Here is a 20,001-nt window from a genome sequence, read left to right as displayed (position 1 = left end):
TCCTTTAAAAAGAGAATGCCAAAGATGTTTGCAAATAAGTGTACTGAAGGCCCGTATTTCTCTTAGCATAAGTTAAAGAAGTACCCCACTCTGCATCTTGAAATTCAACACCAAAGACATGTAATCCTCCCAACGACCTTGAGTACATTACTGAAGGCTCAACAGAACTAAATTTACTCATATCTGAATCACTCGTCATAAAACGTTCTGTCGTTCCAAAACTATCTTTGTAATAATCGACTGCACTTTGAGAATGATAACGAAGCGCTATTTCGATAAAATCCTGCTCTTCTCTTAAAGCAATTAAATAAGCTGCTCTTACTGTATTGGCATGTGATCCCCAATCATCAAAATAATTGCGGTAACTCAGGTTGAAGGCCATCTCATCACTTAAAGCATGAACCCACTTTGTCGAAATTGCACTTCTTTCTCTTTTTCCAGGAAGAACTTCAACTTCACGAGTACCTGCAATGTTTACAGTCCCCGCAGTTGACTCTAGTCTCCCCTTTGAATTGGCATATGTAACACCAACTTCAACAATATCTTTACGAGTTAAAATTTGAGAAGCACCAAGATTAATTGCATAAATATCACGTTTTAAGTCTTTAGTGATTTTAGCATTTGCCGGTGGAGTGATGTCTGGAAACAGACTTACAGTATCTGCATAATACTGGCCCCCGATTCCAAGCGTGAAGTTATCATCAGCAAATGAGCGTTCAAAATCAGCAGAAATATTTTTTGAAGTGTAGTCATACTCGCTAGAAAATCCTAAGTTCATTCCGTACTTATTCTTCCCAACTTCTCTTCTTACTCCAATATTGGGAGCAATTCTTGACTGCCCTTTTTTTCCTGATCCACTGGCACCTGTATTTCCGTCAAGAATGGTATCTGACTCCGCTGTCCACGTATCAATTGTAAAACTGGCATTAATTTCAGTATCAGCACTTATTTGATGTTTTACAAAAATTTCAGGCTCAATAACAGTGACTTTTTCATTGCCCGAGTTATCAAGAACCTGCTTACCCGTACTACTTTTTTGATTGTAAACATTCAAAAGGGTTTTAACTTTTGTTTTCCCCTTTTCCATCATCTCAGCAAAAGCATTTTGTACGCTTAATACAAGTAGAAGAATTGTCAGCATGATTCGATTGAATTTAATTACATCCACAACCACCTCCTACTGCTTTTCCTCCGCCAATGGCACCTTCTCTAAAGGCCCTTACTTCATCCTGGAAAACAGTTTCTTCCGGGTGTGGATCAAATTGCATAATCCTTTTGGCCAGAATACCACGGTCAATTTGTGGAACATTCGCACATGATGCCAACATCAACATGCAGCCACCTAACAGCAAAAAAAATTTCATCTAAAACTCCATTTTTAAATGTCTCAATATCTTTATTGTGATTTCTCTGATCTTATTTCATCATGTCTAATCATGCCGCCTAAATGTGCAGTCTGAGCTATTATTAAAGCAGAAATGATAGACAAAAGAAAAGTGACAACTTCAATTTTTACCGCCCAATGCTGCTTCTTTTTTCTTAAAGCAAACCATGAAATTGCCAAGAGCCCTGTCGCGATAAAAACGATCAGTGCTTTTTCTGCCATCTCTTCGTGCTCATGAATGAGTTCGTGGGTCACACCTGGCTTATGCTCAACAATCTCTTCAACCCCTTCTCCACTTAAACTCATGGGAATAATAGCAATGCTGGAAATCACAGCGATCAACATTCCCGACAAAATCAGTTCCCTTTTCTTCAAGATAAACCCTATCGCTAATAAGAGGATGGTGAAGAACATTCCTGCAATTGGAAAGTGGTTAAGAGCGAGGTGAACTTGTGCTGAATCAATCATGTTTTTCCTTTTTTTTAATCTAGACCCTTTTAATTAATACTATTAATACTTTTTTTACGCTTGAAAACAATCCTACGGATGTTAGATAAAGGCATTAACACTCTAAAAATTAATAAAAAAAAGGTAAAATTAATTTTTATAATGACTCAAATCATTTCTTATCCGTCATCACAGGAATAAGATGAAGAAAAGTTAAACGAGGAGTTTATTATGAAGAATTATGTTTTATGCGCTAGTCTAGATGAAGAAAGCATCAATACTCTTAAGAAACTTAAAAACGATATTGAACTTAAGCAGGCCAACATCCACATTATTACGGTTATTGAAAAGCAGATTTACACTGTTGACCTATCGCCTTATGTTTATCCAGTCGAAAATCAATTCCCGGCAATTGAAGCAAGCGCTCTTAATTTACTTAATTCACTTGCTCAGGAATTAGGTGTTGAAAAAGATCAGGTTACTTGTAAGTGCTTCTTTGAATATGATCGTGAAAAAAAGGTAAAAGAATATCTTGATGAAGTACATGCCGATCTGGCCGTCGTCGCTACTCGTGGAAAACATGGTGTGGCCGGATTCTTTTCGAGTTCATTTACAGATTACTTATGTAAATTTTCACCATGTGATATATTAGTCATGAGACCTAGAAAATAAAAATTTAAATTGTCCGGCTGAATTTTTCGGCCGGCATCTTTTCCCTGAAGTAAAAATCAAAAACCATTGCGATGTTGCGAATAAATTTTCTCCCCAAAGGAAGAACAATCACTTTGTAATCGTCTAATTTAATCATTCCATCTTCTTCCATAGAACTTAAATCTGTCTTCACCTCATCCCAGTACGGAATCTGTTCAATCTCACCAAATGAACTTTCATTTCTGCACATCAAACTTAAAATAATTTTTTGCACATTCAAGTCGTTTTCATCATGAGTATGCCCATGATTGATGGCAAGCTGATTGGATTTAATTTTTATCTCATACTCATTCATCCCCTTTTCATTCTGGGCAAAGCTCAATGATGAATCGGAAATTGATGATGGGCCAAGACCCAGAAGAATGGGAGATTTTTTATCTACGTACCCCATGAAATTTCTATGCAGACGATTGCTGTCCTTCGCTTTAAAAAGAAAATTATGTGGAAGAGCAAAGTGATCCATCCCTACATCGGCATAACCGTCTTCTGCCAGAAGTTCTTTACCCAAATCATAGAGAGCTTGCTTTTCGCTCCCCTCCGGTAAATCTGCACTGTTAATGAGTCTTTGATTTTTTAATCGCTCAGGAAGATGAGCATAACTATAATAGGCAATGAGATCAGGTTTTAATTTTCTAATAAGCCTGAATGTTTCAGTAATTGTGGCGCGTGTTTGTTTAGGAAGACCATAGATAACATCAAAGTTAATTGATTCAAATTCGCGTAGACGCATTTCATTCACCAAAGTCTCTACCATCTCAAAAGATTGAGCGCGATTAATGGCCTTTTGAACATCAGGATCAAAATCTTGGATACCTAGTGAAACGCGCTTAATACCGTTTCTTTTAAAACAGTCGAGGTGCTCTATCGTTGTATTTCTTGGATCAATTTCAATTGAGCCAGTAAATGTTTCTTTTTTATTTTTTGTTAATTCAATAATGAGCTTTTCTAAATTCTCAGGTGTAAGAAATGTCGGCGTTCCGCCACCAAAGTGCAGAGAATTGATTTTGGGAATAAATCCCAGACGAGTACAGTACAAACGCCACTCAGTCATCAGCAGCTCAACAAAATTATCCTGCACACTATGATTTTTAGTTACGATGCGATTGCATCCACAATAGTAACAAAGCTTCTCACAGAAGGGGATGTGCACATAAAGGTCCATCCCCTCTTCGTCGTTGTAAATCACTTTTAAGTGATTGATCCATTCTGATTCACTAGGTGCATTTTTCCAGAAAGGTACAGGCGGATAACTTGTATAGCGCGGTCCCTGACGGTTGTATTTTGCTAGTAAATCACTCATGAAACCCCTACGCTTTTAGTGAATAACTCTTACACCATCCACAATGAGTCACGAACTTCATACCCATCATCGTACAAGGCGCGTATCCACTGTCAGCTTTAGCTGCATTGTAGAACTTACAGTTCCCACAAGTCGATCCTGCTTTGTACTTGGCATTCTTTGAAGTCTTAGCGTCCAGTACGTACTCTAATCCTTTTCCCATACCTTCTGTCGGGCTTCCCAGTGCTTTACCAGCTGGTGCTTTTGCAGGGCATGCGTCTGCGGCCAAAGACGTTGTTGCTTTTAATGCAAACGGTATAATTGTAAGACTTGCGACCGCTAGCTGAAAGAAAGAACGTCGTGTAAACTTCTCATCCATATCATTCTCCAAAAATGTTTATCATGATGCCATAATAATGATTTTTGAGGCGATAAGTATGATTCAGATCAGTTTATGAAAATAATTATTTGGAAAGGACAGGTGTGGTGTTCTTAGGAGTATTCCTAAGTACTGTAAAACCTGGAGACATAATTTCCACCTGATTCTCAGCAAATACCTCTTGAATATTTTGGTGAAGCTCTGAATAGGCCCCAGGGATCTTGTCTTCATTTTCAGTAAAGGCATTTAGTTGATAAGAAATATGATAGTCATTTAAGGCCGTTTGAAGCACGAAAGGTTTTTTGTCTTGTGAAATAAGTGGCGATCTCTCTGCGGCTTCGATCATCATCTTGTGAACTAATGTCCATGGAGTATCGTAGCCAATCGTAATCGTCGTATACAAGATTAGATCGCGGCTTTGGGCCTTCGTTGAATAGTTTGTTACTTGCGAACTTAAAACCTGAGTATTCGGGATAGTAATCTCTTCATTTTTATAAGTAATCATCTTCGTAACGATCAGGCCTTTTTCAGTTACTTTCCCCATTGATTCGCCAATTTTTACATAATCACCTTTTTTAAAGGCGCGCATGTAACTGATCATAACGCCGGCGATGATGTTAGCGATTGCCGAAGATGAACCAAGTGAAATCATCAAACCGACAAAAACTGAAACACCTTCCAAGGCCTTTGTTCCTGAACCCGGTAAATATGGATAGATGATAACAAGAGCAAACATACAGATAAAAAATCGAAGAAGTTGGAAAGTTGTTCCTGCCCACTCCGCGTAGAAGCCATCAATGACGATGTATTCTTTTTCAATTTTTAAGAAAATAAATTTTGCAAAACGAAGAAGTGATCTGGTTAAGAAAATAACAAAAGCAATAAAAAATAAATTAGGGATAAAATTTAAGAGTCCATCACCAATAGTTATCAAATGACTTTTTACAGAGGCCATCAACTCCACAGCATAGTCATGAGTGACTGGAAGTTCCTGAAGAACAAATGGAATCATTAAATAGAGAATGGATAAAACAAGAATCCACTTAATGGCCGTGACAATATTAGACAGTACGGAAACCAGCATGGCCGTCGATACCAGCTCATGACTCTTAAAGTAGATTGGCCTTAGCCAGACACTTTGCTTTTTGATTAATAACTTAACAGCGGCCGTCGAAACACCAACAGTAAGAGCAATAAGCGTCAAGGCAATTCCCAGATTGATAATGGCCTTAAAATGAAACTGATAATCATTAATCATGCATGAAAGTTTAATAAGTTGAACCCTTGTCGTCAATCGATGACAGATTTAGTTAACTTTCGGCCTCGACAATGAGTGTGCAAGGATTACTTATATTCAAAGTCTTGTTAGCCTACAAGCAGGCAAGAAACCGGAGGACTATGTGCGTTTTTTTAATATCTCTCTACCCATTTTTTTATACATGCTAGTATCAGGCTGTAACACGACGACACCTTATACTAAAACAGTTTCCAACGTTGACTTGAAGCGCTTCATGATTCCCTGGCATGTGCAGGCCGGAAGATTTACGTCTTTTGAAAAGAATCCCTATAACAGTGTTGAGAGTTATACGTGGAATGATGAGAATAAAAGAATTGATATCGACTTTCATTACAATGAAGGTGCTTTCGACGGGCCATTAAAAAAAGTCCCACAAGTCGGATGGGTTAAAGACACAAAAACAAATGCCACATGGGAAGTTCAACCATGGTGGCCGCTTAAATTTGATTATTTGATTATTGCTTTAGCAGATGATTACGAATGGACTGTTATCGGAGTTCCCAATCAGAAATATCTTTGGGTGATGACAAGAGATCCACACTTCCCTCGCGAAAAGGTGGACCAGATTATTAGAGATATCGCAAAAACGGGTTATTCGATAGAAGATATTAAGTACGTTCAGCACAAATAGATTTATTAGTATTGTACATATTGGATTTCACCCATCTTTACAACTTCAAAGGCCGAGCCTGGAACTTGTTTGATGGTGTGGAGTTCATAGTCATTCCAGTTATCGTTTGGAGCACCACTGATCATCCAGCTTGTTCCATTATCAGCAAGAATCATCCCGTATTTTTTTAATCCACGTAAGATGACTTGCACACTTTCAGGGTAAGTTGAAATATCGTAATTAGCTTTTAGTCTTACTCTCATTCCCATGGGAGGAAGTGATGTATCTGTTGATGAACCTGCCGCATGTCGTGCGGGGTAAACGTAAGCATTCCTCGTCCTGTTAGCAGTAAAGCGAAGTGCGTGAGTGATTTCTTTTTTCACCATCACTTCATCATATTTTACTAAAGCAGGATAAATCGGAAGTCCCGCTGCATCTGCTGATGTATGACCTGCTGGTCTTAGTGCATTTGTTTTTAAATCAAACACGGCACCGGCCGCTGCTTTCCATCCACCGTTTCCATCCGGATAGGCCGCATACATTTCATAAAGTAATCCATTATCTTTATCGACAACAATCACATGTCGGTCTCCGGTTCCATTAGGGCCACCTTGAATAGGTGCGTTTGCTGGAATTGGATATGGGCCGGGATCACTTTCTCTAGCATAATCAAACTTCACTGGAACTTTTGGTTGATTACCCGACACGATCACATAAGGTTGACCATTAGGAGCTCCATCCCACCACGTACCAAAGTCCGCGTGCATGTATCCATTTCTTCCAAGAGAATTAATATAGGTATCAGAGTTTGGATCTACGGGTTGACCAGAGATGTCCTGGTTCCAGGGGTTGTCATTTGGAAAAACTTTTCCAGTATAGAGTTCAGTCGAAATAATTCCACTGCCATCCTGTGAAGCAGAAGTTGAACTTCCTCCTCCACATGAAAAAAGTAATCCCATCAAGAGAACTAAGAAGGTGTATTTTGTTTTTTTCATAAGACTATTTTAATGAGTAAAACATATTACGACAAAGAACACCTTGTTAAACTTGATTTAGTTTATTATTAACAAAAAAAAAAGCCACTCGTTTCAAGAGTGGCTTCTTATTGATTGTTGGGATCAAGTTCTTCGAGAAGGATAAATCGATCGGAGCATGTTAATGAACCATCTTTTTTGTATTTATTTCGGCGTCGAAACAATTGCTCTTAGCCTAATAACATACCTTCCAACTCTTAAATGACTTGAGTAATAGCTATTCAATACGTTTTCACTATTACCATCTCATCCCGAGACCTTCATTTCTTCCGGCCTCTTATCTATGTATATTGCACCTTGGATGCCAAATAATATTCTGCTGTAACTTAATGATTTCTCAATTTAAGAAAAATTTTTCGGGGAATATGTTCCTAAACAAGCGTGCACAATATACCAAAATGCTTCTTGAGCGAATCCGTTTACCTCGGTGACTATTAGCTATTCATAATTTTTTTTGAGCAGAATCAAAATGTAACCGAGTATTATATTTTTTTTAACTAGAGAATATTAATTTTCAATCATTTAAATATCCTCATGCGTTGGCACTATCCATGCTCTATTGAAATGTAGATCACAACGATCTCAAAAAAATGTCCTTACATTCATTAGGAGCTTTAGGATGAAGCATGTTCAAAAAAAATTAGTGATAATTTGCGTATCACTGTTGGTTGCAACCAACGCTCACGCATGGGGGTCAAAGAAACCTAGCATCCCCAGTACTCCAACGCCACCCACCACCCCCACAGTTCCACCTACAACTCCAACCAATCCTCCACTTCCAGAGTTAAGCGGACCTATCGTTGAGCAAATCTCTACGCTTGCTGCTGGATCAACGTGTGCAAGTTACTCGTGGAAAAATCGTGGTAGAGCACCGGCCGGTTATATGAAAGGGATGGCCTTAACTTATGCTAGAAGTTTTTGCCGATTTAAAACAACTCAAGATGCGCCGACAGGTTTAGTCACTCTTTTCACGAGTGGAGCAAAGACTGCTGCTAAAGATGCACTTGCACATTACTCATCAACTTTTTCTAGTCTTTCTATGGATGTAAATACTGTAGGGATCAATCCACTTCGTTCTGTGTATACATTAGGAATTGGATTAGGAATGAGAGAGAGTTCTGGAAAATACTGCGAAGGAAGAGACATGTCAGCTTCCAATACATCAGCAAGCACAGCTGAAGCAGGAATGTTTCAAACCAGCTACAACTCTATGTCAGCATCAGCTGAGTTAAGTAAGCTCTATGCTGAATACAAGGCCAATCCACAGAAATGTCATCTTGGAATTTTTAAAGAAGGCGTAAGCAGCTGTGGGAGCTCCTCAATAGCGGGTTCTGGAGAAGGTGCTACTTATCAAGCGTTAAACAAATCGTGCCCGGCATTCGCCGCTGAGTACGCTATGGTTATGCTTCGTGTACTTCGCGCTCACTACGGGCCGATCACAAGAAAAGAAGCAGAGATCACAACATCATGTAATCAACTTTTAAAAAATGTTGAGACAGTGATTGAAGACAATCCATATGCGTGTGATGACCTGATTTAAACATTCATCATAGTGATACTGACTAGTCATACAACCGGACTATTTGGTGTCACTTTTTTTCCAGGCAATAATTTCCCTTAAAACAAAAAAGGCCCGCATAAAGCGGGCCTCATATTTATTTCTTAGCTTTATTTTTAGCGTAATTAATCATCACCTGCTCGCAACGATCAATGATCTCTTGAGAAATTTGCCAGATTTTCAATCCCTCAATTTCTTTTTCAATCAATTCAAACAATTCGAAATCTAAAAATGGAACAACATTTCCACTTTGATACTCTTGTTCCTTTTCACCGTAAAGACCTAGGAACGTTTTATCTCTAAACCATAATTCACGGTTAGCTTCTTTAAGCGCTTCTAAACTTTCTACACTTGGCTTTCTTTGAACGAATTCAAAGAACATCGCACTTGATCTGATCCCTGGGTAAAACCACTCTCCAGAAAAAACCTGGATAAGATCATCTTCATCGTCTTTTAGAATCGGAGTAATAAAATTCACACCACGCTCAAGAGCGAATTTGTGAAACGTTAAAAGATCCGGAGTTCTTAAAGCGATATGTTGCCATAGAGCTGCCGAGTTATGTGAGTCCAGCATTTCTCTAACGTGTGAAGGTTGAGTTTTTGGTTCAGAAGGTTGAACGACAGCAAAGATCGTTTTGTTTTGCGCTTTATCGTCTTTACTCCCTTGTCCAACTTGGACAGCGTAAGTTAAAGACTGCTCGCCTTCTCCTGGTACCCATTCTTTTCTTTTTTCATATAATAAGTTTTCAGGGCCTACACCAAAAATAACATTGAAAGCAACGAACGCGACATTATAAAGTCTCGGTTGAAGTAATAATGTAACGTGGTCTACTTGAAAGTTCTGAAATGAATGCTTCATGGAAAATCCTTGCTCTAAAAATCTAATGTGTGAATCACACAAGAGTAACTCTAGAGCGAAGACTTCGTCAAAAAAAGGGCCTCTTTAAGAGGCCCAATATTTTATGATTAATGTTTTGGAATCGTCGAAGAATGCGATTTTGAAGGCGCCACATCATGATACACTTCCGTAGGGGAAAGCGACACTAAGTGCTCTGTAATAAACCATGTTTGAAGTTCGTTAGTTCTAATGACATTGCTTACCAATAAATCATTTGTCCCATCGTCTTCACCTTCAGCAGCTCTCTTTGCAGCTTTTCTTACGAATTTAAAAATAACTTCGTGAGCAGCAGCTAAACGAGAAATCTGTGCTGGCACTTCTTCTCGCCCTGTCGGAACAGGTTCAATATGAGAAAGCTCCGCAACGTCTTTGGCCATTGCTACACTGATCCCACCTAACAACTGAATTCTCTCGGCGATTAAATCCACAAGTGCTGATTGCTCATTATAGTGTTTATCGAAGAGTAAATGTAATTGATAAAAAGTCGCCCCTGACGTTTGCCAGTGACATTTTTTATAAAGGTCTCTTAGAGTGATTGTATCCGCGAGAACGCGGTTTAAATCAGAGATACTGGCCTCACATACTTTATCTTCAAGCCCCAATGGTACGCGAAAGCGTGTCCCGTATTTTTGCATAACTTTCGCTGTCTGATGTAAAACAGGTTCAGCGATCGACTCGCTCGTTTTCGTATTCTTGCTCATAGTAGTTTCATTCATTATATGCTCCTGACAATTATGTGTAGTATCTACAACACCGTAATAATTGCAATCACCCGGCCATATATAATGAAACAAATCCAACAACTTACCTACTCTTCCCAGACCCAAAATTCCATATCTATGTGTAAATCTGACCCGTTTGCCCCACTGTTTAAATTTTAGACAGATTTTTAGAGAGGTTGTTCATTTTTACACAAGGGCCTCTTCACGCCCTGGAACATGATAAATTTTACAAAACGATTACAAGAATAAACGGTCTTATCTGGAGGTCAGTCATGTTAGAAGGAATTGCAATGTTGACAGTATTAGCTGGTATGGGTTTTTACTTTATTAAATCAACAGATATCCCAAAAGATATGAAAGAAAGAAGTGCACAAAGTAGAGCAAGCTACGGTGACTCTATTGCTTCTGCTCCAAAAAAATACGCATTCGATAAAAAGATCGTAGCTGAAACAAAAACAGAAACAAGAACTCAGTCAATTTCAATTGCTGACTTAAAAGAAAAATCAGACGCAGCAAAACTTGCTGAAATTGAAAAGCATATTAAGAGACAATCTTTAATCGCTCTTCAAAACCAAAAAATTGATGAGCTTACTCTTTTGATCACTTCACTAGAGCAAGAAATTAAAGAAAACAATTCAAGAAACGCTGAGATCCAGGCACAAATCAACGTTCACCTTGAAACTCTTCGTTTACTTAAAGACAGTGTATTAGCTTAATTTTTTCTCACACAACACAACTGCATATAGAAAAAGGCTTCAGCAATGAAGCCTTTTTTATTTCTTAGGATTCTCTCGTTATAATTTATAGTCGTCTCAAAGCTGACTCTTTATCAACTCGAATATCATTTTGAACTTCGTTCACACCTGGAATGGCCTCAACTAGATCTTCAATATCAAATTTATGATGTCGTGATGGAACAGTTCCAAAAAGTCTTACGTTTCCATCTTTCACCGAGACTGTAATATCACTGGCATCAATAAAAATATCAGCGGCCAACAACTCACAAACCTCTTCTTCAATGAATGCATCTGATCTTGTGTAATCTTTCGGACCGACACCTGCATAAGATTTAATATACTCTTCATTGCCGGTCTCAGCGATCTCTGCTTCGGCCCTGTAACTAAATTTTTTTCCATGATGATCATGATATCTGATAGCATCATGCTCATGTCTTAATGACTCCTTTGCCATGATTTGCACTGGCCTTACATCTGAGTCGATATAGTTACTTGATCGACTTGTCTCAGGCGCATAGAAGTCTCGGTCATAATCGATTGTTTGATCGATAAAAGGATAATCTTTTTCTGACCAAAACGCTGCCGTACTATATCTCACACTTCTTTCTTCACTAGGATTTGATCTCATGGGTGTGTGAAAGCTCGGCCCTAATTGTCTTCTTGCAATATGATGTCTTCCGCGATTCGTATGGTTTTGGGTATTGTCATTTTGGTGGTTGCGGTTCATTGAAACTCCTTGATTATAATTAATCTTAGAATTTAACGAGCACAACCCTTGCCAACTTTTTTGAGGTACTTGATCTTTTAAGTTAAATAACCCGCATGATGCTTGATGTGTTCTTTAATAAAAGTCGCAATGAAGTAGTAACTATGATCAAAGCCTTCAGCATAATTCACCACGCACTCTTGCTTAACACTATCAGCAGTCTCAACTAAGTTATTAGTTAACAATTCGCGTGCCAGGAATTCGTCCCCTGTTCCCTGATGAATCAAAATACTTGCCGGGTGTTTTTTCCCCGTTTTTAAAAGCTCTGTCGCATCGTAAGCAGACCAAGTATTCTTATCTGCTCCTAAATATCCAGTGAAGGCCTTATTCCCCCAAGGTGAAACTGTAGGGTTCACGATCGGTGAAAAAGCAGAGATCGATTTAAACTTCTCAGGATTTCTAAGACCAATCACAAGAGCACCATGGCCACCCATTGAGTGGCCCATGATTGAAATATTTTTTACTTTAAATTCATTCACAATTAAATCGTAAAGTTCATTGGCGATATAATCATACATTTTATAATTGTCAGCATAAGGAGCAACCGTTGCGTTGACATAAAAACTTGCTCCGGTTCCAAAATCATAAGAGTCGTTTTCTCCCGGAAGATTCAATCCACGAGGAGAGGTATCCGGACAAATGACCATTAAGTTTTTCTTACCAAGAGCTTTTTGTGCTCCAGCTTTAGAGATGAAGTTTTCTTCCGTACAAGTCAAACCAGACAACCAGATAATACAACCTTCAACATCTCCCTCGGGAATGAATGTCGAAAATTTCATTTCAGTTTTTGTCACACTAGATTCGTGCGACCAGAACTCTGTATGGCCTTTAAAAGACTTATGGGATTTTAACTTCTTCATTTAAACCTCTAATTAAAAAGTCACAACACTTCTGATCGATTTACCTTCATGCATGTAATCGAATGCTTTATTGATTTCTTCAATAGGCATTGTGAAAGTTACAAGATCATCAAGATTGATTTTTCCTTCCATGTATTGATTTACGTAACCAGGAAGCTCCGTACGTCCCTTCACTCCACCAAAAGCAGATCCTTTCCATACACGCCCTGTGACCAGCTGAAATGGACGAGTGCAAATTTCTTGTCCTGCTGCTGCTACACCGATGATGATCGACTCTCCCCATCCTTTGTGGCAGCACTCAAGAGCTTGTCTCATAAGAGTTGTATTTCCTACGCACTCGAATGAATAATCCGCTCCACCATCTGTCAATTTTACGATGTGATCAACGATCGTTCCTTCAATTTCTTTTGGATTAACGAAATCAGTTGCACCGAATTTGCGGGCCATTTCTTCTTTTGAATTATTGATATCGATAGCGATAATCTTTCCGGCCTTCGCCATCTTCGCCCCTTGGATAACAGAAAGACCAATACCGCCCATTCCGAAAACGGCGATGTTAGCTCCTTCTTCAACTTTCGCTGTATTTAAAACAGCTCCAATACCAGTTGTTACTCCACAGCCAAGTAGACAAACTTTATCAAGAGGTGCCTTCTCATCAATTTTAGCAAGAGAGATTTCTGCGACTACTGTGTACTCAGCAAATGTTGATGTTCCCATATAGTGAAAGATTGGTTTTCCATCTTTTGAAAAACGTGTCGTCCCATCAGGCATTAAACCTTTTCCTTGAGTCTCACGAATTCTCTGGCAAAGATTTGTTTTCCCCGAAAGACAAAATTTACAAGTTCTGCACTCTGGAGTGTAAAGCGGAATTACGTGGTCACCTTTTTTAAGTGACGTCACCCCTTCTCCCACTTCTTCAACAATACCAGCTCCCTCGTGTCCTAAGATCACTGGAAAGATTCCTTCAGGGTCAACTCCAGAAAGTGTATAGGCATCTGTATGACAAACTCCGCTTGCAACAATGCGTACTAGAACTTCACCTTTTTTAGGTCCTTCTAAATCGACTGTTTCAATACTAAGTGGCTGTCCTGGTCCCCATGCTACTGCTGCTTTAACTTTCATGAATATTCTCCCGTAAAAATGTACGTGTTAATCATACGTACAGAAGGCAATATTGACTATTCAAAGTTATGAAAACAATTTCTCTGACTGCATCATCGTTTCGGAATCTCGAAATCTCACGAGATGGTCATTCGGATGTTTTATTTTAAATAAAAATACATTAACCTGATTCATATCAGCCAACTCTTAATTTTTTAGGAGTAGCCTTCTTAATATCAATTTTAAATTTTACTTAACTGAGTGCTGCATGATTATTTTCAGAAAGACCATTCTAGCTTTAACCGGGCTATTCATTTGTATTTTTCTCATGGCCCATTTGGGAGCAAATTTCCTGCTACTTTTCCCGGAAGAAAGGGCCCGTGAACTCTACAATAATTACTCAGCTACATTGCGAGGAAATTTCTTCATTTCAATTATTGCTTATATAAATTATGCCTGCATTATCTTCCATGTTTTATACGCGATCATCGTCACCAGAAAAAATAAGTCATTTCGTAGTGTAAGTTATGAAATGAATACCACGTCTGAGAATTCTTCATGGACTTCACAAAACATGATGCTCCTAGGGACAATAATACTTGCTTTCATCGTTATTCATATGGCGAACTTCTGGTTCAAAGTAAAATTCCAACACCAGGAAGAAGACATCTACCAAATGGTTGTCGATCTTTTTAAAAATCCCATTTATTTACTGATCTACACTTTAGCAATGCTTCCTTTGGGACTGCATTTATCTCACGGCGTACAAAGCGCATTTAAAACTCTAGGTCTTTATCACAAAAAATATATCCGCTGGATGGCCACTCTCTCTGTGGCCTTTGCTGCTTTCATGGGAATAGGTTTTGCCATCATTCCAATTATTCTTTACTTCAGGTAGGTCGATATGAAATTTAATGCAAAAATTCCCGCTGGTGATTTAAAAGAAAAATGGAAAAATTATCAGGCCACATGCCGCTTGATTAATCCGGCCAACAAAAGAAAACTCGACATCATCGTTATAGGTTCCGGACTTGCTGGTGCCGGCGCTGCTGCAACTCTTGCGGAAGGTGGCTACAACGTTAAATGTTTTTGCTTTCAGGATTCTCCGCGAAGGGCCCATTCAATTGCGGCCCAAGGTGGAGTCAACGCTGCTAAAAATTATCAAAACGACGGCGATAATGTCTGGCGTATGTTTTATGACACTTTAAAAGGTGGAGACTTTCGTTCTCGTGAAGCGAACGTTTATAGATTAGCAGAACTCTCTGCTCCCCTGATTGATCACTTTGCTCAACAAGGTGTTCCCTTTGCGCGAGAATACGGTGGAGTGCTGGCCAACAGAAGTTTTGGTGGTGTGCAAGTTCAAAGAACTTTCTATGCCCGTGGACAAACAGGTCAACAACTTTTGCTGGCAAGTTACGCTCAACTCTCTCGCCAGATTGCTGCTAAAAAAGTTCAGATGTACTCGCGCCATGAAATCCAGGAAATCGTTATGATTGATGGAAAGGCACGCGGAGTGATAGTTCGTGATCTTGTGACAGGAGAGCTGACAAGACATAGTGCTCACGCGGTTGTCATGGCCACTGGTGGATACTCCAAAGTTTTCTTTCTTTCGACACTCGCGATGGGATGTAATGCTTCGGCCATCTGGAAAGCTCATAAAAAAGGAGCTCTCTTTGCTTCGCCAAGCTTTACTCAAATACACCCAACGGCCTTGCCACAAAGTAGTGAAACACAATCGAAGCTTACTTTGATGAGTGAGTCTTTACGAAATGACGGACGCATCTGGGTTCCCAAATTTGCAGATGAAAAAAGATTGCCGGGTGATATTCCTGAAGAAGACCGCGATTATTATCTTGAAAGACGCTACCCTGCTTTTGGCAACCTTGCTCCAAGAGATATTTCTTCCCGAGCAGCTAAAGAGCGCATTGATGCTGGAGTTGGTGTCGGCCCTTTAAAAAATGCTGTCTATTTAGATTTCAAACATGCAATTGAAAGATTAGGTCAGGATGTGATCAGCAGTCGTTATGGAAATCTTTTTGATATGTACTTAAAGATCACTGGTATCGATGCTTATAAAGAACCGATGAAAATTTCTCCGGCCCCACATTTTTCGATGGGTGGGCTTTGGGTTGATTATGAATTAATGAGCAACATTCCAGGCCTCTTTGCCATTGGAGAATGCAATTTTGCCGACCACGGTGCTAACCGCCTTGGTGCCAATTCACTTCTTCAAGCAAGTGTTGATGGTTATTTCATCTTACCACTGACGATTGGTAACTACCTGACTGATGAGCTTAAGACTGGAAAAATTCCAACCGACCACGAAGAATTCATCAAGGCAGAAAAAAGTGTCAAAGATAAATTTGAATCCTTGATCAATAACAACGGATCAAAAGCAGTAGACCATTATCACCGCCAGCTCGGAAAAATTATGTGGCAAGAGTGTGCCATGAGTAGAACGAAATCAGGGTTAGAAAAGGCCATTAAAGATATCGCTCTTCTACGTGCAGAATTTCACAAAAATGTAAAAGTGAGTGGCACTATCAATGAGTTTAACCAGGAACTGGATAAAGCTTCCAGACTGGTGGACTTTTTTGAAATTGCAGAACTGATGTGCATTGATGCTCTGGAAAGAAATGAATCCTGTGGTGCTCACTTCCGTGAAGAATACCAAACACCAGATGGTGAAGCTCTTCGTAACGATGAAGACTTTGCTTATGTCTCTGCATGGGAATTTAAAAATGTTGGAGAATTCACTCTTCATAAAGAAATTTTAAATTTCGAATTCGTTAAACCGTCAGTTAGAAGTTATAAGTAGGTTGAGTATGAAAATAAATTTTAAGATATGGCGACAAAATAATTCAAAACAAAAAGGTGCATTCAAAGAATACGCCGTTAACGATCTACACGAAGATATGTCACTGCTTGAAGCACTTGATTATCTCAATGAATCCTTAGTTGAAAAAAATGAATCTCCTGTGGCCTTTGACCATGACTGCCGCGAAGGAATTTGCGGGCAATGTGGAATCTTCGTCAATGGTAGAGCTCACGGCCCTCACGACAACCAGACGACTTGTCAGGTCCATATGAGAAGCTTTAAAACTGGTGACACAATTGTGCTTGAACCATTTCGTGCCAATGCGTTTCCCATTGTAAAAGACCTCGTGGTGAATCGCTCAAGTTTTGATCGCATTATACAAAAAGGTGGATTCATTTCCGCTAACACTGGAACTGCTCCCGAAGCTAATTCCATTCCAGTAGGAAAAGAGCGCGCCGACTATGCAATGGATATGGCCGCATGTATTGGTTGTGGAGCTTGCGTGGCCACATGTAAAAATGCTTCTGCTGCTCTTTTTACTTCGGCAAAAATAAATCACTTAAATACTCTTCCTCAAGGAGAGGCCGAATCTTTATCCAGAACTTATAATCTGGTCACTCAAATGGAAGCTGAAGGATTTGGACATTGCTCTTTTACCGGTGCTTGTGAAATTGAATGCCCTGAACATATTCCGCTAAGCTCTATCGCTCAGATGAACTGGAGTTTTATGAAAGCGAAAGCTCTGAAATAAATGGATTAGTTTTCTTGTGGCTCAATAGCATCTAAAATATCGCCTGCTCTCCAATGAGGAAGGTCTTGAACAAGACTTCCCAATAGCAGGTCAAATTTCTTTTCTGCTAAATGACGGAAGTCCGGGTCTGAGACACCGTTAGCTGTTTCACGCCAGTCAGGTGACATCGCCAATCGGCTTCTTAGAGCGGCCGTAAATAAATCAAGCCATGTTGGTGCAGTAAAAGTAAAATTCAAGGCAAGAGCGTCACCTTCTGCTTCTGTCGAATGCCAGTACCCTCTAGGAACAAATAAAATTGATCCAGGCTTCAGTTCATAGGTTTCAGCATTCGCAGGCATCTTTGTCGGCAATGGAGCTTCTAAATACCCCATCATTTCCGGATCAGGCATGGTCCCCATCGTATGTCTTGTCAGAGGATTTTCTAAATCAGTATTCGGGGCCATATGCCAGACTTTCGTTCCGTGTACCTGATAGACAAAATTAATGTTCTGATCAAAGTGTGGAGCAGTCCCTTTTCCATCTGGAGTCGCATAAACTAAGCAGCGGGCATAAGTCATGGCCGACAAACCTAAGTTCTTTTTAATTTCTTCCAGCCATTCAACCAATAAAGGAGAAATCGTTTGGGTCTCATTAAAAAGTAATCCCATTCCATTATTAAATAATTTCTGTGCGTCTTTGGTATTCGTATCTATTGAGCTTGATTCATCTCTCACATCAGGAAGGTGCGCCTGAATTAAAGACGGCCATGAAGTCAGAAGTTTTTCCAAAGACTCTAAAAATGGCAAATCTCTGATGACTTTCATGTGTTCATTGTTATCGTGAACAACGAAAGGTTCATTGAGTTCGTATGAAGCAAAAAATTCTTCAATCGTATGAGGGTGAATAAGTGCAGATAGACCTGATTTCATATAGTGTTTCTAAATGAAGCCAGGTCTTATGTCTAATAAGTAAGTACAAATGTAATATTTTCAGGGAAAAAGGGACTATTTCCCCTCAGTTTTTAGCTTTAAGTCCATCTAATCAGCGCTCCCGCACTAAAGTCGCAGGCATGTGAAAATCCGGCCATACAAACTAAATCCCCCTTCTTAATCGTTTTATTTTTTATCGACTCTGCAAGAGTAATTGGTATTCCGGCCCCAAAGAGGTTGGCGTACTTATCAAAAGTGTCCAAATGTTTTTCTTTAGTCAGAAGTGCAGCTTCTCTCCAGTTTCTTAAAAAGTTTGTATTGGGCTGATTGGTAATCAGGTAATCAATCTCTGTGGTTTTAATTTTCATATTGTCACACACTTGATAAATCATTTTTGGCACAGCTTTATTTCCACGGGCCACCACTTGCGCAGTTTTATTTTCATTAAAATCAATGCAGCCTGTTTTAGTTCTCGCTTCCCACCACTTCATTTCATCGTAGTTGGCGCGCATGTCTTCTGAGTATTCAGGGTAAGACTCAAACTCCATAGTAAGGATGGGTCTTTCATCACTTGCTGTAACGTAGGCCACGGCAAAACCATCACCAGGGATCGCAGCTTGAGCAAGTTGTCTGGTATCTTCTTGTGCAAAAATTCTTCCTGCTGCCGTTTGAGCTAAGCAGATCACAGCACTCTTGGCATTTTTTCCGGCCATATAAGTTTTTGCCATATCAAGAAGATATAAAAAGGAAACACACCCCGTATTGTGAACATCCACAATCCACTTGGCACGTCCTCCGATTTTTTTATTGATAACAGCTCCACATCCCGTGAAAGGTTCATCTGGAATGGAAACATTTGTGAGAATCAAATCTATATCATGAGCAGCATCAAGATTTAATCTCTCCATTAAATTTTTAATGGCCGTTGCAAAATAATCCGATGCCAACTCATCTCTTCCGATGTGGCGCCTGAATGTCGTTCCACAAAACATTCTGTTTCTTCTTCTAATTTCTTCTTCACCAAAAAAATCGTTGCCAATAATTTTTTCAGGCAGGCATTCTTCTATATCAATTAAACTTATATTCATTTTTTTATCCTTGTTATAAATCTTTTGGTGTCATTGGTAGATTATTAGCGTGTCTATACTCTAAAATCGCCTTCAGGTTATCCAGCTCGACAGTATGCCCGGCATAGAAGAAATCCCAGAAATCTCCTACCCATGGACGTCCTTGTGGAGACAGTTCAGGAAAAGGATTTTTTTCATAATTAGGGTGATAACAGTTCTGCCAGAACACCACTGAACCAGGTTTATTTAAAACTTTTTCAGCTGGAACAATACGGTTTAGGTAAATCATCCACAGATGATCCCCCTGATCCCAGGCGCAGTGGTAATCAACCAGCAGTCCTTCTTTGTTAGCATCCACTTTAAAATAGATATCTGTGTTTTTTCCGATTTTATCTTTTCCGCGAAACAATCCTTTATCATCGACTGCTTCAAAATCTCTCATACTGTAAGTCCACTCTCTCAAACAATGAGGATTGGCCATGTATTCAAAAACTTTTTCCGGAGGACAATTAATATAGGATTGAATTGGACAGAAGTCTCCATAGACCTCTTTGTGCGGATAAACAGCGTGAGTGATATCGGCCATCAGCCCTCCCATCTCGTGCTTATCGGTAATTTCAATTCTTCTTAGCCCCGGAATTTCACTGACATCAATTTGTTCTGACATTTATTAC

The 20,001-nt window shown here is 39.4% G+C and carries 22 protein-coding genes; 7 read left to right on the top strand and 15 right to left on the bottom strand.

All coding sequences use genetic code 11. The features are described from left to right. Window positions 1-4: 4 nt before the first annotated feature. Genes SHI21_RS15540 through SHI21_RS15530 form a run of 3 tightly spaced genes read right to left on the bottom strand, consistent with a single transcriptional unit; the run spans window position 5 to window position 1,852 of the window. A complete protein-coding gene (locus SHI21_RS15540; protein WP_323577725.1) occupies window positions 5-1,168 on the bottom strand; it encodes a DUF3570 domain-containing protein in 1,164 nt (387 codons plus the stop codon). Further along, entirely contained in the window at window positions 1,155-1,364 is a 210-nt protein-coding gene (locus SHI21_RS15535) for a DUF4266 domain-containing protein (protein ID WP_323577724.1), read from the bottom strand. The genes SHI21_RS15540 and SHI21_RS15535 overlap by 14 nt, the downstream gene beginning before the upstream one ends. Window positions 1,365-1,396: 32 nt before the next feature. Then, the gene (locus SHI21_RS15530; RefSeq protein ID WP_323577722.1) at window positions 1,397-1,852 is read right to left on the bottom strand and encodes a hypothetical protein; all 456 of its coding nucleotides are present in this window, start codon (window positions 1,850-1,852) and stop codon (window positions 1,397-1,399) included. A 210-nt stretch (window positions 1,853-2,062) separates the two neighbouring features. Here SHI21_RS15530 and SHI21_RS15525 point away from each other — a divergent pair, with 210 nt between their 5' ends. Continuing rightward, complete coding sequence (locus SHI21_RS15525) at window positions 2,063-2,503, top strand: universal stress protein (protein ID WP_323577721.1); 441 nt, start codon at window positions 2,063-2,065, stop codon at window positions 2,501-2,503. Between the two features lie 4 nt (window positions 2,504-2,507). On the opposite strand, the gene hemN is transcribed toward SHI21_RS15525, so the two are convergent. The 3 genes from hemN to SHI21_RS15510 form a co-directional block, all read right to left on the bottom strand. Beyond that, complete coding sequence (gene hemN / locus SHI21_RS15520; protein ID WP_323577720.1) at window positions 2,508-3,842, bottom strand: oxygen-independent coproporphyrinogen III oxidase; 1,335 nt, start codon at window positions 3,840-3,842, stop codon at window positions 2,508-2,510. Window positions 3,843-3,849: 7 nt separating this feature from the next. Next, a complete protein-coding gene (locus tag SHI21_RS15515; RefSeq protein ID WP_323577719.1) occupies window positions 3,850-4,200 on the bottom strand; it encodes a high-potential iron-sulfur protein in 351 nt (116 codons plus the stop codon). 85 nt (window positions 4,201-4,285) lie between these two features. Next, on the bottom strand, window positions 4,286-5,458 hold the full coding sequence (locus SHI21_RS15510; RefSeq protein WP_323577718.1) for a mechanosensitive ion channel family protein: 1,173 nt from the start codon (window positions 5,456-5,458) through the stop codon (window positions 4,286-4,288). A gap of 142 nt (window positions 5,459-5,600) precedes the next feature. Here SHI21_RS15510 and SHI21_RS15505 point away from each other — a divergent pair, with 142 nt between their 5' ends. Beyond that, complete coding sequence (locus SHI21_RS15505; RefSeq protein WP_323577716.1) at window positions 5,601-6,128, top strand: lipocalin family protein; 528 nt, start codon at window positions 5,601-5,603, stop codon at window positions 6,126-6,128. 5 nt (window positions 6,129-6,133) lie between these two features. Here SHI21_RS15505 and SHI21_RS15500 read toward each other — a convergent pair whose 3' ends face one another. Further along, a complete protein-coding gene (locus SHI21_RS15500; RefSeq protein ID WP_323577715.1) occupies window positions 6,134-7,102 on the bottom strand; it encodes a hypothetical protein in 969 nt (322 codons plus the stop codon). A gap of 658 nt (window positions 7,103-7,760) precedes the next feature. Here SHI21_RS15500 and SHI21_RS15495 point away from each other — a divergent pair. Then, window positions 7,761-8,681: a hypothetical protein gene (locus tag SHI21_RS15495; protein WP_323577713.1), complete on the top strand. Its 921-nt coding sequence runs from the start codon at window positions 7,761-7,763 to the stop codon at window positions 8,679-8,681. 115 nt (window positions 8,682-8,796) lie between these two features. Here the strand turns inward: SHI21_RS15495 and SHI21_RS15490 are convergent, their stop codons facing one another. Both SHI21_RS15490 and SHI21_RS15485 read right to left on the bottom strand, forming a co-directional pair. Further along, window positions 8,797-9,558 carry a hypothetical protein gene (locus tag SHI21_RS15490; RefSeq protein WP_323577712.1) on the bottom strand — a complete coding sequence of 254 codons (762 nt, stop codon included), beginning with the start codon at window positions 9,556-9,558 and terminating at the stop codon, window positions 8,797-8,799. A 107-nt stretch (window positions 9,559-9,665) separates the two neighbouring features. Further along, window positions 9,666-10,313 carry a Dps family protein gene (locus SHI21_RS15485; protein ID WP_323577710.1) on the bottom strand — a complete coding sequence of 216 codons (648 nt, stop codon included), beginning with the start codon at window positions 10,311-10,313 and terminating at the stop codon, window positions 9,666-9,668. A gap of 296 nt (window positions 10,314-10,609) precedes the next feature. Between SHI21_RS15485 and SHI21_RS15480 the strand changes: the two genes are divergently transcribed. Next, window positions 10,610-11,035 (top strand): hypothetical protein, encoded by a 426-nt coding sequence (locus SHI21_RS15480; RefSeq protein ID WP_323577709.1) that lies wholly within the window; start codon window positions 10,610-10,612, stop codon window positions 11,033-11,035. 85 nt (window positions 11,036-11,120) lie between these two features. On the opposite strand, the gene SHI21_RS15475 is transcribed toward SHI21_RS15480, so the two are convergent. The 3 genes from SHI21_RS15475 to SHI21_RS15465 form a co-directional block, all read right to left on the bottom strand. Next, a complete protein-coding gene (locus tag SHI21_RS15475; protein ID WP_323577708.1) occupies window positions 11,121-11,783 on the bottom strand; it encodes a BON domain-containing protein in 663 nt (220 codons plus the stop codon). Between the two features lie 77 nt (window positions 11,784-11,860). Further along, entirely contained in the window at window positions 11,861-12,682 is an 822-nt protein-coding gene (fghA, locus tag SHI21_RS15470; RefSeq protein ID WP_323577707.1) for an S-formylglutathione hydrolase, read from the bottom strand. A 12-nt stretch (window positions 12,683-12,694) separates the two neighbouring features. After that, entirely contained in the window at window positions 12,695-13,804 is a 1,110-nt protein-coding gene (locus SHI21_RS15465) for an S-(hydroxymethyl)glutathione dehydrogenase/class III alcohol dehydrogenase (RefSeq protein ID WP_323577706.1), read from the bottom strand. A 247-nt stretch (window positions 13,805-14,051) separates the two neighbouring features. Between SHI21_RS15465 and SHI21_RS15460 the strand changes: the two genes are divergently transcribed. The 3 genes from SHI21_RS15460 to SHI21_RS15450 are packed head-to-tail and all read left to right on the top strand — an operon-like array spanning window position 14,052 to window position 17,352. After that, window positions 14,052-14,681 carry a succinate dehydrogenase cytochrome b subunit gene (locus SHI21_RS15460; RefSeq protein WP_323577705.1) on the top strand — a complete coding sequence of 210 codons (630 nt, stop codon included), beginning with the start codon at window positions 14,052-14,054 and terminating at the stop codon, window positions 14,679-14,681. Window positions 14,682-14,687: 6 nt separating this feature from the next. Next, on the top strand, window positions 14,688-16,601 hold the full coding sequence (locus tag SHI21_RS15455; RefSeq protein WP_323577704.1) for a fumarate reductase/succinate dehydrogenase flavoprotein subunit: 1,914 nt from the start codon (window positions 14,688-14,690) through the stop codon (window positions 16,599-16,601). Window positions 16,602-16,608: 7 nt separating this feature from the next. Further along, entirely contained in the window at window positions 16,609-17,352 is a 744-nt protein-coding gene (locus SHI21_RS15450) for a succinate dehydrogenase/fumarate reductase iron-sulfur subunit (RefSeq protein WP_323577703.1), read from the top strand. Between the two features lie 5 nt (window positions 17,353-17,357). Here the strand turns inward: SHI21_RS15450 and SHI21_RS15445 are convergent, their stop codons facing one another. The 3 genes from SHI21_RS15445 to SHI21_RS15435 all read right to left on the bottom strand — a co-directional run bounded on the left by SHI21_RS15445 (window position 17,358) and on the right by SHI21_RS15435 (window position 19,994). After that, window positions 17,358-18,260 carry a JmjC domain-containing protein gene (locus SHI21_RS15445; protein WP_323577702.1) on the bottom strand — a complete coding sequence of 301 codons (903 nt, stop codon included), beginning with the start codon at window positions 18,258-18,260 and terminating at the stop codon, window positions 17,358-17,360. Between the two features lie 98 nt (window positions 18,261-18,358). Continuing rightward, window positions 18,359-19,348, bottom strand: a complete 990-nt coding sequence (locus tag SHI21_RS15440; protein WP_323577701.1) for a 3-oxoacyl-ACP synthase III family protein — start codon at window positions 19,346-19,348, stop codon at window positions 18,359-18,361. 13 nt (window positions 19,349-19,361) lie between these two features. Continuing rightward, window positions 19,362-19,994 (bottom strand): SRPBCC family protein, encoded by a 633-nt coding sequence (locus SHI21_RS15435; RefSeq protein ID WP_323577700.1) that lies wholly within the window; start codon window positions 19,992-19,994, stop codon window positions 19,362-19,364. Window positions 19,995-20,001 lie beyond the last annotated feature (7 nt).

This window comes from Bacteriovorax sp. PP10 (assembly GCF_035013165.1).
Classification (GTDB): Bacteria; Bdellovibrionota; Bacteriovoracia; order Bacteriovoracales; family Bacteriovoracaceae; genus Bacteriovorax; species Bacteriovorax antarcticus.
This window is presented reverse-complemented; position numbering and strand designations above follow the sequence as displayed.